This is a genomic window from Haloactinomyces albus (genome assembly GCF_031458135.1).
GTDB lineage: Bacteria > Actinomycetota > Actinomycetes > Mycobacteriales > Pseudonocardiaceae > Haloactinomyces > Haloactinomyces albus.
The window spans coordinates 3,729,355-3,742,611 of record NZ_JAVDXW010000001.1 but is presented as its reverse complement, the minus strand read 5'-3'; the positions used below and the strand labels follow the sequence as shown (position 1 = coordinate 3,742,611).

The window sequence follows — 13,257 nt, the reverse complement described above, 5'->3', positions numbered from 1 at the left end:
TCCTCAGCCGGCCGACGTCACACCGAAGAAGCGCTGGGCCTCGCGGATCGCCTCCGCCAAGTCCTTGACCTCATCGAGCTCGTTGTACAGGTAGAAGCTGGCCCGGACCGTCGCGGGCACACCCATCCTGCGGTGCAGCGGCCAGGCGCAGTGGTGTCCGACTCGTGCCTGGACACCTTGGCTGTCCAGCACCTGCCCCGCGTCGTGCGGATGCACACCGTCGATGACGAAGGACACGGCCGAACCTCGGCGCTCGGTGCTTGCGGGACCGATGATGCGGACACCGTCGATCGCGGACAACTCGCGCAGGGCCGCCTCGGTGAGCCGGTGCTCGTGAGCTGCGATGCGTTCCATGCCCACGACCGACAGGTAGTCGACGGCAGCACCGAGCCCGACAACCTGCGAGGTCATCGGCACCCCCGCCTCGAACCGCTGCGGCGGCTCGGCGAACGTGGAACGGTCGATGTGCACGAGCTCGATCATCGAGCCACCGGTGAGAAACGGCGGCATGGCCTTGAGCAGCTCGCGGCGGCCGTAGAGCACACCGATCCCGGACGGCCCGAGCATCTTGTGCCCGGAGAACACCGCGAAATCCACGCCCAGCTCACCGAAATCGACCGGCCCGTGCGGGACCGACTGGCACGCGTCGAGCACGACGAGCGCCCCGACCTGGTGTGCCCGGCGCACGATCTCCTCGAGCGGGTTCACCGTGCCCAGCACGTTCGACTGGTGACTCACGGCAACCAGCTTCGTACGCTCCGTGATCACGCTATCGGCGCTGTCGACGCCGGACAGGTCGAGACGTCCCTCGTCGGTGACTCCGAACCAGCGCAGCGTCGCCCCGGTGCGCTGGCACAACTGCTGCCAGGGCACGAGGTTGGCGTGGTGCTCCATCTCGGTGACCACGACCTCGTCACCCGGCTCGAGGCGGAACCGTTCCGCCTCCGCCCCGGCCGTGGCGGCATTGCTCATCGCGTAGGCGACGAGATTGACCCCTTCGGTGGCATTCTTGGTGAACACCACCTCGTCGACCCCGACGCCCACGAAGCGGGCGATCTTGGCGCGCGCGTCCTCGTAAGCGTCCGTAGCCTCCTCGGCAAGCTGGTGCGCACCACGGTGCACGGCCGCGTTGGAGGTCTCCAGGAAGGATCGCTCCGCGTCGAGTACCTGGCGGGGGCGCTGAGACGTGGCCCCGGAATCCAGATACACCAACCGGCGATCGTCGCGGACCGTGCGAGTCAGGATCGGAAAGTCCGATCGGATCGCCGCGACGTCCAGCGGAGCGGCAGTGGTGCTCGCACCCGTGGCCGCAGCTTCGAGGGGAGTGTCCCCCTCGGAAGTGCCCACAGCGGAGGTGCGAGGAGGCTGAACGGTCATGACTGGACGGCTGCCTCCTTCTTTCCCGTGAAGCGGACGTAGCCGGACTCCTCGAGCTCGTCGGCCAGTTCCGGGCCGCCGGACTCGACGACCTGGCCACCGACGAACACGTGGACGTAGTCGGGCTTGATGTGCTTGAGGATCCGGGTGTAGTGCGTGATCAGCAGGACACCCTTGTCACCGTTCTCGGTGTAGCGGTTGATCCCATCGGAGACCACACGCAGCGCGTCCACATCCAGGCCGGAGTCGGTCTCGTCGAGGATCGCGAAGGTCGGCTCGAGCAGGTCGAGCTGCAGGATCTCGTGGCGCTTCTTCTCTCCACCGGAGAAGCCCTCGTTGACGCTGCGCTCGGAGAACGACTCGTCGATCTCGAGATTGCTCATCGCCTGCTTGACTTCCTTGACCCAGTGGCGGATCTGCGGCGCCTCACCCCGGGTGGCGGTGGCGGCGCTGCGCAGGAAGTTCGACATCGACACTCCCGGAACCTCGACCGGGTACTGCATGGCGAGGAACAGGCCCGCGCGAGCGCGCTCGTCCACGCTCATCTCCAGGACCTCCGCACCGTCGAGCAGCACCGAGCCCGAGGTGACGTTGTACTTGGGGTGTCCGGCGATCGCGTAGGCGAGCGTGGACTTGCCGGACCCGTTCGGTCCCATGAACGCGTGCGTCTCGCCCGAACGCACGCTCAGATTGACACCGGTGAGGATCTCCTTGGACCCTTCCTCGGTCTCGACCTCGGCGTGCAGGTCCTTGATTTCCAGGGTGGCCATCGTGTTCGTTCTTCTCCTGGTGTTGTGACGCGAAAAAGATGTCGTGGGTGCCGCGGCGGGGAGGCGACACGGGCCACGGCCGGAACGCTCACGTGTTCCGGCCGTGAGCCGGTCATGTGCCGACTGCCGCCAGTTCCTCGTCGATCGCGGCCTCCAGCCGCTCGCGAACCTCGGGAACCGTGATCTTCTGCAGGATCTCGCCGAAGAATCCGCGGACGACCAACCTGCGGGCCTGGTCGTAGGGAATGCCCCGAGCCTGCAGATAGAAGAGCTGCTCGTCGTCGAAGCGCCCGATCGCGCTGGCGTGACCGGCGCCTGCGATCTCTCCGGTTTCGATCTCCAGGTTGGGCACCGAGTCGGCACGCGCTCCCTCGGTGAGCACCAGGTTGCGGTTGAGCTCGAAGGTGTCCGTCCCCTCGGCTGCCGCCTGGATCAGGACATCGCCGATCCAGACCGAACGCGCCGAGTCGCCCTGCAGCGCACCCTTGTAGGTGACGTTGCTGCGGCAGTTCGGCTGTGCGTGATCCATCAGAAGGCGGTGCTCCAGATGCTGGCCGCTGTCGGCGAAGTACACCCCGAGCACATCGGCGTCACCACCACGGTCACCGAAGGTCACCTTGGTGTTGACCCGGACCAGGTCTCCACCGAGGGTGACCGCGAGGTGGCGGAACACCGAGTCCCGTCCGAGATGGGCGTGCTCGGAGGACACCTGGGTGGTGTCGTCGGCGAAATCGTGGATCGTGATCACCGACAACCGCGCCGAGTCCTCCACGACCATCTCGACGTTGTCCCCGATCACACCGGAACCGCGGTAGTCCAGCACGACCACGGCCTCGGAGAGCGGCTCGGCCCGCACCTGCAGGTGTCCGTAGGCGGTCTCTCCCTTGCCCGGTCCGTGCACCGTGATGGTGATCGGGTCCGAGGCCTGCGTGTCCTTGCCGATCGTGACCACGGTGGCTTCCGTGAAGGAACTCCACGACTGCGCGGCCACGCGGTCGGAAGGCGCACCGCCCGCACCCAACCGCTGGTCGTCCCGGCCCACGGTCTCCACTCGAGCGGCGGAGTCACCACTGACCTCCACCCGGAGCGAACCCGTCGCCGCGGCGGAACCGTCGTGCAATCCGTGCAGGCGCTTCATCGGCGTGAAGCGCCAGTCCTCCTCCCGGCCGCCGGGCACCTCGAAGGCGTTCACGTCGTAGGAGGTGAAGCGATGCCCCCGCGACTCCTGCGGACGCTGCTGGTCCAGTCCGGAGTCCGCTCCGTGGGAATGCTCTTCAAGGCCGTGCAGGCCGGACTTCTCGACTGTCGACTCCGTCATCTCAGCCGACGGCCCCTTCCATTTGCAGCTCGATCAGGCGGTTGAGTTCCAGTGCATACTCCATGGGCAGCTCACGGGCGATCGGTTCCACGAATCCGCGCACGATCATCGCCATGGCCTCGTCCTCGGTCAGGCCCCGCTGCATCAGGTAGAACAGCTGGTCGTCACTGACCTTGGACACGGTGGCCTCGTGACCCATCGACACGTCATCCACACGCACGTCCACGTAGGGATATGTGTCCGACTTGCTGACGTTGTCCACCAGCAGCGCATCGCACTTGACGTTGGAGGCCGAGTGGTTGGCGCGCTTGGCAACCTTGACCAGGCCGCGGTAGGAGGTACGTCCCCCGTTGCGGGCAATCGACTTGGACACGATCGACGAGGACGTGTGCGGAGCCATGTGCTCCATCTTCGCGCCCGCGTCCTGGTGCTGGTTCTCACCGGCGAAAGCCACCGACAGAACCTCGCCCTTGGCGTGCTCGCCCATCAGGAACACCGACGGGTACTTCATGGTGACCTTGGAGCCGAGGTTGCCGTCGACCCACTCCATGGTGGCGCCCTCTTCGGCCTTGGCCCGCTTGGTGACCAGGTTGTACACGTTGTTCGACCAGTTCTGAATGGTCGTGTAGCGGCACCGCGCGTTCTTCTTGACCACGATCTCCACGACCGCCGAGTGCAGCGAGTCACTGGAGTAGATCGGCGCCGTGCAGCCCTCGACGTAGTGCACGTAGGCACCTTCGTCGACCACGATCAGCGTCCGCTCGAACTGGCCCATGTTCTCGGTGTTGATCCGGAAGTAGGCCTGCAGCGGGATGTCGACGTGGACACCCTTGGGCACGTAGATGAACGAGCCACCGGACCAGACCGCACTGTTGAGCGCGGAGAACTTGTTGTCCCCGGCCGGGATGACCGAGCCGAAGTACTCCTTGAAGATCTCCGGGTGCTTCTGCAGCGCCGTGTCGGTGTCCAGGAACTCCACGCCCTGGGCTTCCAGGTCCTCGCGGATCTGGTGGTAGACCACCTCGGACTCGTACTGAGCGGCGACCCCGGCGACCATCCGCTGCTTCTCCGCCTCGGGGATCCCCAGCTTGTCGTAGGTCGTCTTGATGTCCTCGGGCAGGTCGTCCCAGGTCTGGGCCTGCTCCTCGGTGGACCGGACGAAGTACTTGATGTTGTCGAAATCGATACCGGAGAGATCGGCACCCCAGTTCGGGGACGGCTTGCGCTCGAAGAGCCGCAGCGCCTTCAGCCGCGACTCCAGCATCCACTCCGGCTCACCCTTCTGCTCCGAGATGTGGCGGACGACGTCCTCGTCCACGCCACGCTGGGCATCGGCACCGGCGAAGTCCGGGTCGGCCCAGCCGTACTCGTAGTTGCCCAGGGTGGCCAGGGTTTCCTCTTGGGTCAGGGGCTGATCAGAGGTGTTCGGCACCGTGGTGGGTGTGCGCTGCTCCGCAGCGGCAGTCATACGGACTCCCCTCCATCAGGAATCGGGGCGGCGGTGTTCTACCGGTCCTGATACATCCGGACCGGCAGAGGTCAGGTCGGTCTCCGAGCGGTCGTGCGCGCCCGGTCGCTCGGACCGCGTATGCGGTACATGCGTGGTGCAGGCCGCATCGCCATTGGCGATGGTGGCCAACCGTTGCACGTGGATGCCGAGAACTTCGGCGAAGGCCTCCGTCTCGGCTTCGCACAACTGCGGAAAGTCCGCAGCGACGTGCGCCACCGGGCAATGGTGCTGGCAGAGCTGCTCACCAGCGCCGACACTTCGTGTCGAGGCAGCGTAGCCCTCGCGGGTCAGCGCGTTGGCAAGTACCTCGGCACGTTCGGCCGGAGTTTTTCCGGCCGCCAGGGCCTCGCGGTGGTGGTCCACCAGGGTGGCCATCCGTTGTTGAGCGAACGAACGCACGGCCTGTTCCCCGGACTGCTCGGCGAGGAAGCGCAATGCCGAGACCGCGAGATCGTCATAGGCGTGACCGAATCGTGCCCGTCCCGCTTCGGTGAGCAGGAACAGCTTCGCGGGCCGCCCACGACCACGTCGGCCACGGCGCGACGACTCCCGGGCCCACGCCTCGCCTTCGGCCACCAGCACATCCAGGTGCCTGCGCACCGCAGCCGGACTCACACCGAGCGCCTCGGCCACTTCCACTGCGGTGATCGGCCCCTGCTCGAGCAGTAACCGCGCGACCGTGTGCCGGGTACGTCCGTCGCCTGCCTGTCCGGCCGCACTCTGCTGCGCAGAGCCCTGCTTGCCAAGGCTCTGCGCCGCAGGGCCCGTGTCGGCCGCCGCGGCAGGCGAAGACGTCCCGGCGTTTTTCACAACACTCATGTTACCTATTTCGCCGAGCAGTGCCAGCCCACGGGGTCGCTGTGTGACCTGGCTCACCTCGTTACGCTTTCTCAATGTGGCGGCAGGCGAAGCAGTCGACGATCACCGGCTCGATCGGAGCCGGGCATCCGACCAGGACGGGACAGGTATGCACCCCGGCAGTACCGCCGGAGACATCCGGGACATACCCGAACCCGCCCCCCTGAATCACACCGAGCGGCGTCAACTCGACATCACCCGGCGCTTCGGCACGACCGGAGCCCTCCTGCTGGGTCTCGGTGCGATCGGCGCCGGAGCCGCCCCGGTCGACAACCCCCTGTCCGGGGTCCGACTGATCGGCTTGCCCGCCCGCATGCCGACCGTGGCCATGGCCTTCGCCTGGCTGGGCATGCTCATGATCGTGACCGGCTGGCTGTGGCTGGGCAGGCTGTCCTGGCCGGGACGAGCGAGGATGGTCTCCCGAACCCAACTCGACCGCACCGTGGTGATGTGGGCGCTACCGCTGGCGGTGGCCCCGCCCCTGTTCAGCCGCGACATGTACGCCTACCTCGCGCAGAGCGAGATCGCCGCACGCGGCATCGACCCGTACGTCCTGGGCCCCGCGGCCGCGCTGGGGGTGGATCACCCCTTCACCGCCAACGTGCCCAACATCTGGCGGGACACCCCCGCTCCCTATGGACCGGGATTCCTGATGCTGGGACGGGTCATCGCCGTCATCGTCGGCGACAACGTCGTGGCAGGCGTGCTGCTCTGGCGCGTCATCATGCTCGCAGGCCTCGCGCTGGCGATCTGGGCGATCGCCCGGCTCGCCCGACGCTGTGGCGTCCAACCGGTCGCGGCACTGTGGCTCAGCGTCGCCAACCCGCTCGTCCTGTTCCACGTGGTCAGCGGCATGCACAACGAGGCCCTGCTGATGGGGATCATGCTGGCGGGCATCGAACTGGGACTGCGCTGGCGGCACCTGCTCGGCACCACGGTGGCCGCCACCGTGATCGTCATCGCCGGCGCCATCAAACCCCCGGCCTTCGTCGCGCTCGGTTTCTTCGGCATCTACCTCACCCGCCGGAGAGGCGCGAAATTCTCCGACCTGGTGCGCATGGCGATACTGCTGACGGTGATCTTCCTCATCGCCATGACCATCATCACGATGGCCAGCGGCTGGGGGCTGGGCTGGCTCGAAACCTTCGACGTGCCGAACCGGATCAAAACCTGGCTGGCCCCCATGACGGCACTGGGCATGACCGGCGCAGGCATCGGCATGATCCTGAGCCTGGGCAACCACACCGACGCCATGCTCATGATCACCAAGGTCATCGGCTACGGCATCAGCGCGGCCGTATGCGTACGCCTGCTGTGGCTCTCGTTCCGAGGGCGGATCGAACCGCTGACCGGACTCGGCATCACGCTCGGAGCCGTGGCCATTCTCGGCCCCGTCCTGCACCCGTGGTACCTGCTGTGGGCCCTCGCCCCGCTGGCGCTGTCGACCAACGACAACCGGTTCCGTATCGCCGCGACCGCGATCAGCGCCTTCGTCGCGCTGCTCGTCCCGCCGACCGGAGCCGCCTACGTGCTGCGCGCATACATGATCCCGTTCGCGGTGATCGCCGCATTGATCGCGTTCGCCGTCACACTGCTGTTCGTACGCGGCAAGGTTCCACCGCTGCTACCGCCCCGGAAGGGCGTTCCGCCCGTCACATCCTAGGCTGGAAGGTCGTGAGCCCGAACGCCGACAGCCCTGCCGTGGAAGTACGCGGGCTGAACAAACGTTTCGGCGACACCGCAGCGGTCGCCGGACTCGACCTGAGCATGGAACGCGGCCGTGTGCTGGCACTGCTCGGGCCGAACGGCGCGGGCAAGACCACCACGGTCGAAATCTGCGAGGGATTCCTGCGACCCGACGGCGGCCACGTCCGAGTTCTCGGGCTCGATCCGGTGGGCCGAGCCGAACAACTCCGCCCCAGGATCGGTGTCATGCCGCAGGGTGGCGGTGCCTATCCGGGTGTACGCGCGGAGGAGATGCTCCGTCTGGTCGCCTCCTGCACCGCGAACCCGCTCGACCCCGGATGGCTGCTCGACGTGCTGGGGCTGAGCTCCGCAGGTCGCACCCCGTACAAGCGGCTCTCGGGCGGTCAGCAACAGCGGCTTTCCCTGGCGTGCGCTCTCATCGGACGTCCCGAACTGGTCTTCCTCGACGAGCCCACGGCCGGAATGGACCCCCAAGCCCGGCGGCTGGTCTGGGACCTGATCACCGCCCTGCGCGCCGATGGCGTGAGCGTGCTCCTGACGACGCACCTGATGGACGAGGCGGAAGCACTGGCCGACCGGATCGTGATCGTCGATCACGGCCGCCCCGTGGCCGACGGCACCGTCGCCGAACTGACGGCGGCACCGGAGGGACAGCAGGAACTCCGGTTTCGCTCCCAGCCCGCACTCGATCTCGACCTGCTCCTGGCCGCACTGCCCGAAGGGTGTGCGGCCACCGAGGTGCGGTCCGGACACTACGTCGTGCACGGTGCGATCGACCCCCAGACCGTCTCGACGGTGACCTCCTGGTGCGCGCGCCATGGCGTACTCGCCCAGGAACTGCGAGTCAGTCAGCGCAGCCTGGAGGACGTGTTCCTCGAATTGACCGGACGGGAGCTACGCGCGTGACCGCCGACCCCCGAACGCAGACCACCGACAACGCAGCCGTCTTTCCTCCCGGCACCTTCCGGCCCGCGCCCGGACGCGCACATCCGCTGCGGATGCTCGCGGCGCACACCCGGATGGAGGCGGCACTCACCCTTCGCCACGGTGAGCAGGCGCTGTTGACGCTGCTCATCCCGCTGGCGCTGCTGATCGGGTTGAGCACACTGCATCTCGGCGTCGTCGACTCGGTCATACCGCGCATTCTGGCGCTGGCCGTGATGTCCACGGCCTTCACCGGACAAGCCATCGCACTGGGCTTCGACCGGCGCTACGGGGTCATCAAACGGTTGTCCGCCACGGCACTACCCCGCTGGGCACTGGTATCCGGCCGTGTCCTGGCGACCCTGATCGTCGTGGCGCTGCAGGCGGTCGTTCTCGGCACCACCGCCGTGCTGCTCGGCTGGACCCCGTCCGTCGGTGGCCTGCTGCTGTCGATACCGCTGCTCGTGCTCGGCACGCTGACGTTCGGTGCGGCGGGAGTTCTCATCGGCGGCGCCCTGCGTGCCGAGATCGTACTGACCCTGGCCAACGCGATCTGGTTCGTACTGCTGCTCGCCGGAGGACTGGCGGTGCATCCCGAGGAACTGCCCGGCCCGGTGGGCACCCTCGCCCACTTCCTTCCTTCCGGTGCGCTGGCGCAGTCCCTGGAGGCCACTCTGACGCAGGGGGCGCCGCCGGGACTGCAGCCGGTCCTCGTACTTCTCGTCTGGGGCGCCGTGGCAGGCGCGCTCGCCGGCCGCACCACCCGCCTCACCTGATCTTTACGTTACCGATCAGTAGACTGCTGCCATGATGCAGCCTGATATCGCCCGGCGGTGCAAGAACGCACTCGAAGCGCCACACGCCATGATCTACTTCGCTCCCGAGGCCGAACAGGAGTTCGGTTCTCTCGGCCTGAAAGGTGGCCGGATCGCCTACTTCGCAGGCCGCGCCGCCCCGATGGGCGCGGTCGGGGCAGGGGTCGTGGCAGCGACCTTCTACAACTTCAGTCCGCGGGCCGCGGCCAAGGAGATTCCCCGCGCATGGTCGATCGCAGCACCGGAGGAGATCGTCGCGGCGCGGTTCCGCGCGGCCGATACGGCACTGCGACGGATGCTGGGCGATGAGGTGCTCACTTCGGAAGCGGTGACCGAGTCCGTGCAACTGGCCGCCGAGGCGTGCCGAGCCTGCGAGCCCGCCGGGAAACCGCTGTTCGCCGCCCACGCCGACCTGGAGTGGCCGGAGGCACCGCACCTGCGGCTCTGGCATGCGCTTTCCCTGCTGCGGGAGTTCCGTGGTGACGCGCACATCGCCGCCCTGCAGGCAGCCGGGATCACGGGTCTGCAAGCTCTCGTGCTGCACACCGCAACCGGGGAGGGATTCACCGAGGCAGCCGCCAAGATGACTCGTGGCTGGTCGGACGAGGAATGGTCCGATGCTCACGAGGAACTCCGCGCGGAAGGACTCCTCGACACCGAGGGGACACTCACCACCGCGGGCAAGGAACTACGCGAGGAGGTCGAGGCCACCACGGACGCGCAGTCGATGGCGCCGTGGACCCATCTTGGCGCCACCAAGGTCGAGCGGCTGGTTGCGCATGGAGCGGAGCTGAGCAAGGGGCTGGCCAAAGCAGGAGCCTTCCCGCGAGAGCTCTTCGCCGCAGGCTCGTCCCGCCGCGAGTGACACCGGCGAGCGGCACCGGCAAGCGGCACCGGGACGAACCGCTCCCCTGACGATCCGGAATTCGCGCTCCCCTACCATCGGCATGTGCCCGCATCGTCGCTGCTGAACCGTCTGTCCCACTCCTCCACCACACCGGTGCGCGCTCTCGCGCTGGCCGTGATGGTGACCCAAGTGCTGATCTCGGTCACCGGTTCGGTCGTACGGGTCACCGGCTCCGGCTTGGGGTGCCCGACGTGGCCGCAGTGCTTTCCGGGAAGCATGGTGCCGATCTCCCATCCGGAGGTCAGCACGCTGCACCAGGTCATCGAGTTCGGAAACCGCACACTGACGGGGCTCGTCGGGTTCGTCGCGCTGGCTTGCCTCCTCGCCGCGTGGCGCCTCCGGCCCTATCGGCCCCGCTTGGTGCGGTTGGCCCTGGTCATGCCGATCGGAGTGCTCGTGCAGGCCGTGATCGGCGGCATGACGGTGCTGGTGGACCTGCAATGGTGGAGTGTGTCGATCCACTTCCTGGCCTCGGCAGTGCTGATCTGGCTGGCGACACTGCTGGTCAAGGTCGCGGGTGAGGGCGACGAGCCCGCACGGCCGGTGGTGCCGCAGCGGATGCGGCGACTGCTGGTGGCACTGACCGCGGTCGCGGCGGGGATGCTCATCGCGGGCACTCTCGTCACTGCTGCGGGACCCCACGCCGGTGATCCGAGCACGGAGCGACTCCCCCTGCCCATCCCCACGCTCGTGCAGGTGCACGGTCTGCTGGTGATGGCCTACCTGTGCCTGCTGGCGGTGTTCGGCGTCTGGCTGCGCCATACCCGGCCGACGAAGGCACTCCTGCGTGCCTACGTGGCGGCCTGCGTGGTCGTGCTCGCGCAGGGAGCCCTGGGCTCGGCCCAGTACCTGCTGGGAGTTCCCGAGGCGATGGTCGTGCTCCACGTTCTGGGGGCCACCCTGGTGATCATCACGGTGGCATTCCTGTGGGGCGAGTCCCGCTTCCGCGGCGACCTTCCCCGTTCACGCCCGGTCGCGGCGGAGCCGCCCGCCGAGGCCATCGGTGCCTGAGCCTCTGAGTCTCAGGACCGCCTGCGGGACCGCCCGTCCCGTTCCCAACGCCGCCACAACTCGGGCATCTCCTCGGACAACCACTGGTAGAACTCGTGCACGGTGCGCAGCCGCCGCGCACGTTCCCCCTGGCCGCTGAACATCCGCAGTCCGGCTTCGGTGATCTCTTCGAGCTGGGTCACCCGCTCCATCCGCTGGCGCACCAGCTCAGGCCACCGGTCCTCCTCCACGCGGTACAGGGCTGCCTCTCTGCCCTGCCGGGTGGTCTTGGAGATGATCCCCAACCGCAGCAACAGGCGCACGTTGGTGCTCACCGAGCCGGTGCTGGCACTGAGGCCGTGCGAGAGTTCGGCAGCGGTGCGTTCCGGGGGGTCGCAGATCAGCAGGAACGCGAGAATACGGCCTGCGATCAGCGGCATCCCCTCACTGGCTTCGAAATGCGCCGCCATCTGCTCGATCCACTCCGACATCGCCGGCCTGTCGGTGCGCTGCGCATACTCGGTATGAGCGAACTCGGGGTGGTCGGGCACTGTCTCTCCTCGCCGAAGGTTCGATCGATCAACGTGATCGACTTTTGTTGACACTGAAAAAATAGGCGAAAGCAAAGATCAATGCCAGCAGCACCCCGTGTGTCGTGAACAGTGAACGGAACTTTCACTCACATGGCGGGACGAAAGTTCCGCTCACCGGCGAGCGCACCTCGGACCGCAGAGGCGAAACGGAGCTGCGCGGAGGAATCGGTCTGCTGAAACCCGAGAGACGGCTCCGAGAGTTCCAGCTCCAGCAGCAGCGGTTCGCCACCGGGTCCCCGCACCAGGTCGACGCGGGCATACAGCAGCTCCGACCGGACGATGCCGAGCAGACCACAGGCGATGTCCAGGGTGTCCTCGGCCGCCCGGCGCAAGGCGGCCGAGGGATCGGCCGGTCGCCGCCCCTCGGCCATGGACAGCCCGGATCCGTCCTGCGTGGCCACAGGCGGAAGCATCGGTCCCTTGACGAAGCCGTGGGAGTACATCCCACCGAGAAAGACCAGCGCGGTCTCTCCCTCGGTATCGACCGCCGACTGGTACGGCTGTACCACTGCCGCCCGGTTCTGCTCGCGCAGCATGCGCAGGTGCGCACGGGCGGCCTCGTGCTCGAGCGCACCGAATCGTGCCGCATCTCGCGAACCCGCGCCCACCGCCGGTTTCAGGACGAACTCGGACTTCGGCCATTCGACGCTGTCCCCCGGTTCGATCACCTGCGTCGGCACCACGGCGGCACCGGCATCAGCGAGGTCGGCCAGGTAGGACTTGTGGGTGTTCCAGCGCACGATCCGGGCGGAATTGGCCAGCGCGGGCAGGGACTCGCACCACCGCAGGAACTCGGTCCGGCGGCGCGGGTAGTCCCAGGTACTCCGCAACACGACCAGGTCGGCCTGCGCGAAGTCCACCTCCGGGTCGTCCCAGACCGCCCAGGACGCCCACACGTCCAGCTCGGCGAGAGCGTCGGGCAGCCACGTGTCGTCCCCGTTCGAGGTGGGCAGATCCGCACACGAGGCGAGAAGAACCTGCGGCTTACCCACGGCGGCCCTCACTTCACCCGAGAACGGTTCGCGTGCGAACGAGCCATGCGCCGCCGGTGACCGGGGCCGATCTGCAGTGCTGCCGTGGTGTCGGCGTCCCAGTCGCTCAGCGTCAGGCCATCGACGGCGCCGACCACCGATTCCGCGGTGGCCACGTCGGCCACCATCACGTCGCCGAGAGCGCCGTCGTCGCCGATCAGGACGATCCGGCCACCCGCTTGGTGCCCGAGATTCTCCACCACGGCCCGTGCCGATCCACCGTGCTCACCGACGAACCCGTTCGCGGATTTGACGGCCTTCGGTGGCGGAGCACTCGCCGCAGCCTGTGTGTCGTTTCCCTCATTCGTAGCCATGTCGGGATCCTAAGCACCGTGTCATCCGCATCGCCCCGATTCGTGTCGTAGACCTCTCCGCGTGCAGGATGGACGAGATCGCCGCGTGGTGACGATGTTGCCGTATCGGACGCGGCGATTTCGAATACGGGTGGGCCCGGGCA

Annotated in this window: 13 protein-coding genes; 5 read left to right on the top strand and 8 right to left on the bottom strand. The window is 67.5% G+C overall.

Annotated elements, in window-relative coordinates; genetic code table 11:
- Positions 1 to 3: 3 nt before the first annotated feature.
- The 5 genes from JOF55_RS17900 to JOF55_RS17880 form a co-directional block, all read right to left on the bottom strand.
- The gene (locus JOF55_RS17900; RefSeq protein ID WP_310275721.1) at positions 4 to 1,377 is read right to left on the bottom strand and encodes a cysteine desulfurase; all 1,374 of its coding nucleotides are present in this window, start codon (positions 1,375 to 1,377) and stop codon (positions 4 to 6) included.
- The gene (gene sufC, locus JOF55_RS17895) at positions 1,374 to 2,147 is read right to left on the bottom strand and encodes a Fe-S cluster assembly ATPase SufC (RefSeq protein WP_310275719.1); all 774 of its coding nucleotides are present in this window, start codon (positions 2,145 to 2,147) and stop codon (positions 1,374 to 1,376) included. The genes JOF55_RS17900 and sufC overlap by 4 nt, the downstream gene beginning before the upstream one ends.
- Before the next feature lie 112 nt (positions 2,148 to 2,259).
- Positions 2,260 to 3,465 carry a Fe-S cluster assembly protein SufD gene (gene sufD, locus JOF55_RS17890; RefSeq protein ID WP_310275717.1) on the bottom strand — a complete coding sequence of 402 codons (1,206 nt, stop codon included), beginning with the start codon at positions 3,463 to 3,465 and terminating at the stop codon, positions 2,260 to 2,262.
- 1 nt (position 3,466) lies between these two features.
- Positions 3,467 to 4,933 (bottom strand): Fe-S cluster assembly protein SufB, encoded by a 1,467-nt coding sequence (gene sufB / locus JOF55_RS17885; protein ID WP_310275715.1) that lies wholly within the window; start codon positions 4,931 to 4,933, stop codon positions 3,467 to 3,469.
- Between the two features lie 15 nt (positions 4,934 to 4,948).
- On the bottom strand, positions 4,949 to 5,794 hold the full coding sequence (locus JOF55_RS17880) for a helix-turn-helix transcriptional regulator (RefSeq protein ID WP_310275713.1): 846 nt from the start codon (positions 5,792 to 5,794) through the stop codon (positions 4,949 to 4,951).
- A 148-nt stretch (positions 5,795 to 5,942) separates the two neighbouring features.
- Between JOF55_RS17880 and mptB the strand changes: the two genes are divergently transcribed.
- The 5 genes from mptB to JOF55_RS17855 all read left to right on the top strand — a co-directional run bounded on the left by mptB (position 5,943) and on the right by JOF55_RS17855 (position 11,197).
- Complete coding sequence (gene mptB, locus JOF55_RS17875) at positions 5,943 to 7,496, top strand: polyprenol phosphomannose-dependent alpha 1,6 mannosyltransferase MptB (RefSeq protein ID WP_374727544.1); 1,554 nt, start codon at positions 5,943 to 5,945, stop codon at positions 7,494 to 7,496.
- An 11-nt stretch (positions 7,497 to 7,507) separates the two neighbouring features.
- Complete coding sequence (locus JOF55_RS17870) at positions 7,508 to 8,446, top strand: ABC transporter ATP-binding protein (RefSeq protein WP_310275710.1); 939 nt, start codon at positions 7,508 to 7,510, stop codon at positions 8,444 to 8,446.
- 92 nt (positions 8,447 to 8,538) lie between these two features.
- Positions 8,539 to 9,240 carry an ABC transporter permease gene (locus tag JOF55_RS17865; RefSeq protein ID WP_374727543.1) on the top strand — a complete coding sequence of 234 codons (702 nt, stop codon included), beginning with the start codon at positions 8,539 to 8,541 and terminating at the stop codon, positions 9,238 to 9,240.
- Positions 9,241 to 9,274: 34 nt separating this feature from the next.
- On the top strand, positions 9,275 to 10,144 hold the full coding sequence (locus JOF55_RS17860; RefSeq protein WP_374727542.1) for an SCO6745 family protein: 870 nt from the start codon (positions 9,275 to 9,277) through the stop codon (positions 10,142 to 10,144).
- An 84-nt stretch (positions 10,145 to 10,228) separates the two neighbouring features.
- The gene (locus JOF55_RS17855) at positions 10,229 to 11,197 is read left to right on the top strand and encodes a COX15/CtaA family protein (RefSeq protein ID WP_310275705.1); all 969 of its coding nucleotides are present in this window, start codon (positions 10,229 to 10,231) and stop codon (positions 11,195 to 11,197) included.
- 11 nt (positions 11,198 to 11,208) lie between these two features.
- Here JOF55_RS17855 and JOF55_RS17850 read toward each other — a convergent pair whose 3' ends face one another.
- The 3 genes from JOF55_RS17850 to JOF55_RS17840 form a co-directional block, all read right to left on the bottom strand.
- The gene (locus tag JOF55_RS17850; RefSeq protein ID WP_374727541.1) at positions 11,209 to 11,667 is read right to left on the bottom strand and encodes a GbsR/MarR family transcriptional regulator; all 459 of its coding nucleotides are present in this window, start codon (positions 11,665 to 11,667) and stop codon (positions 11,209 to 11,211) included.
- Between the two features lie 188 nt (positions 11,668 to 11,855).
- Complete coding sequence (locus JOF55_RS17845) at positions 11,856 to 12,761, bottom strand: DcsG N-terminal domain-containing protein (protein WP_310275703.1); 906 nt, start codon at positions 12,759 to 12,761, stop codon at positions 11,856 to 11,858.
- A gap of 8 nt (positions 12,762 to 12,769) precedes the next feature.
- Entirely contained in the window at positions 12,770 to 13,114 is a 345-nt protein-coding gene (locus JOF55_RS17840; protein WP_310275701.1) for a hypothetical protein, read from the bottom strand.
- Positions 13,115 to 13,257 lie beyond the last annotated feature (143 nt).

What these genes read in the sequence shown, in the direction of transcription:
- JOF55_RS17900 (WP_310275721.1), bottom strand. Translation starts at nt 1,377, where the DNA reads ATGACCGTTCAGCCTCCTCGCACCTCCGCTGTGGGCACTTCCGAGGGG.
- sufC (WP_310275719.1), bottom strand. Translation starts at nt 2,147, where the DNA reads ATGGCCACCCTGGAAATCAAGGACCTGCACGCCGAGGTCGAGACCGAG.
- sufD (WP_310275717.1), bottom strand. Translation starts at nt 3,465, where the DNA reads ATGACGGAGTCGACAGTCGAGAAGTCCGGCCTGCACGGCCTTGAAGAG.
- sufB (WP_310275715.1), bottom strand. Translation starts at nt 4,933, where the DNA reads ATGACTGCCGCTGCGGAGCAGCGCACACCCACCACGGTGCCGAACACC.
- JOF55_RS17880 (WP_310275713.1), bottom strand. Translation starts at nt 5,794, where the DNA reads ATGAGTGTTGTGAAAAACGCCGGGACGTCTTCGCCTGCCGCGGCGGCC.
- mptB (WP_374727544.1), top strand. Translation starts at nt 5,943, where the DNA reads ATGCACCCCGGCAGTACCGCCGGAGACATCCGGGACATACCCGAACCC.
- JOF55_RS17865 (WP_374727543.1), top strand. Translation starts at nt 8,539, where the DNA reads ATGCTCGCGGCGCACACCCGGATGGAGGCGGCACTCACCCTTCGCCAC.
- JOF55_RS17860 (WP_374727542.1), top strand. Translation starts at nt 9,275, where the DNA reads ATGCAGCCTGATATCGCCCGGCGGTGCAAGAACGCACTCGAAGCGCCA.
- JOF55_RS17850 (WP_374727541.1), bottom strand. Translation starts at nt 11,667, where the DNA reads ATGTCGGAGTGGATCGAGCAGATGGCGGCGCATTTCGAAGCCAGTGAG.
- JOF55_RS17840 (WP_310275701.1), bottom strand. Translation starts at nt 13,114, where the DNA reads ATGGCTACGAATGAGGGAAACGACACACAGGCTGCGGCGAGTGCTCCG.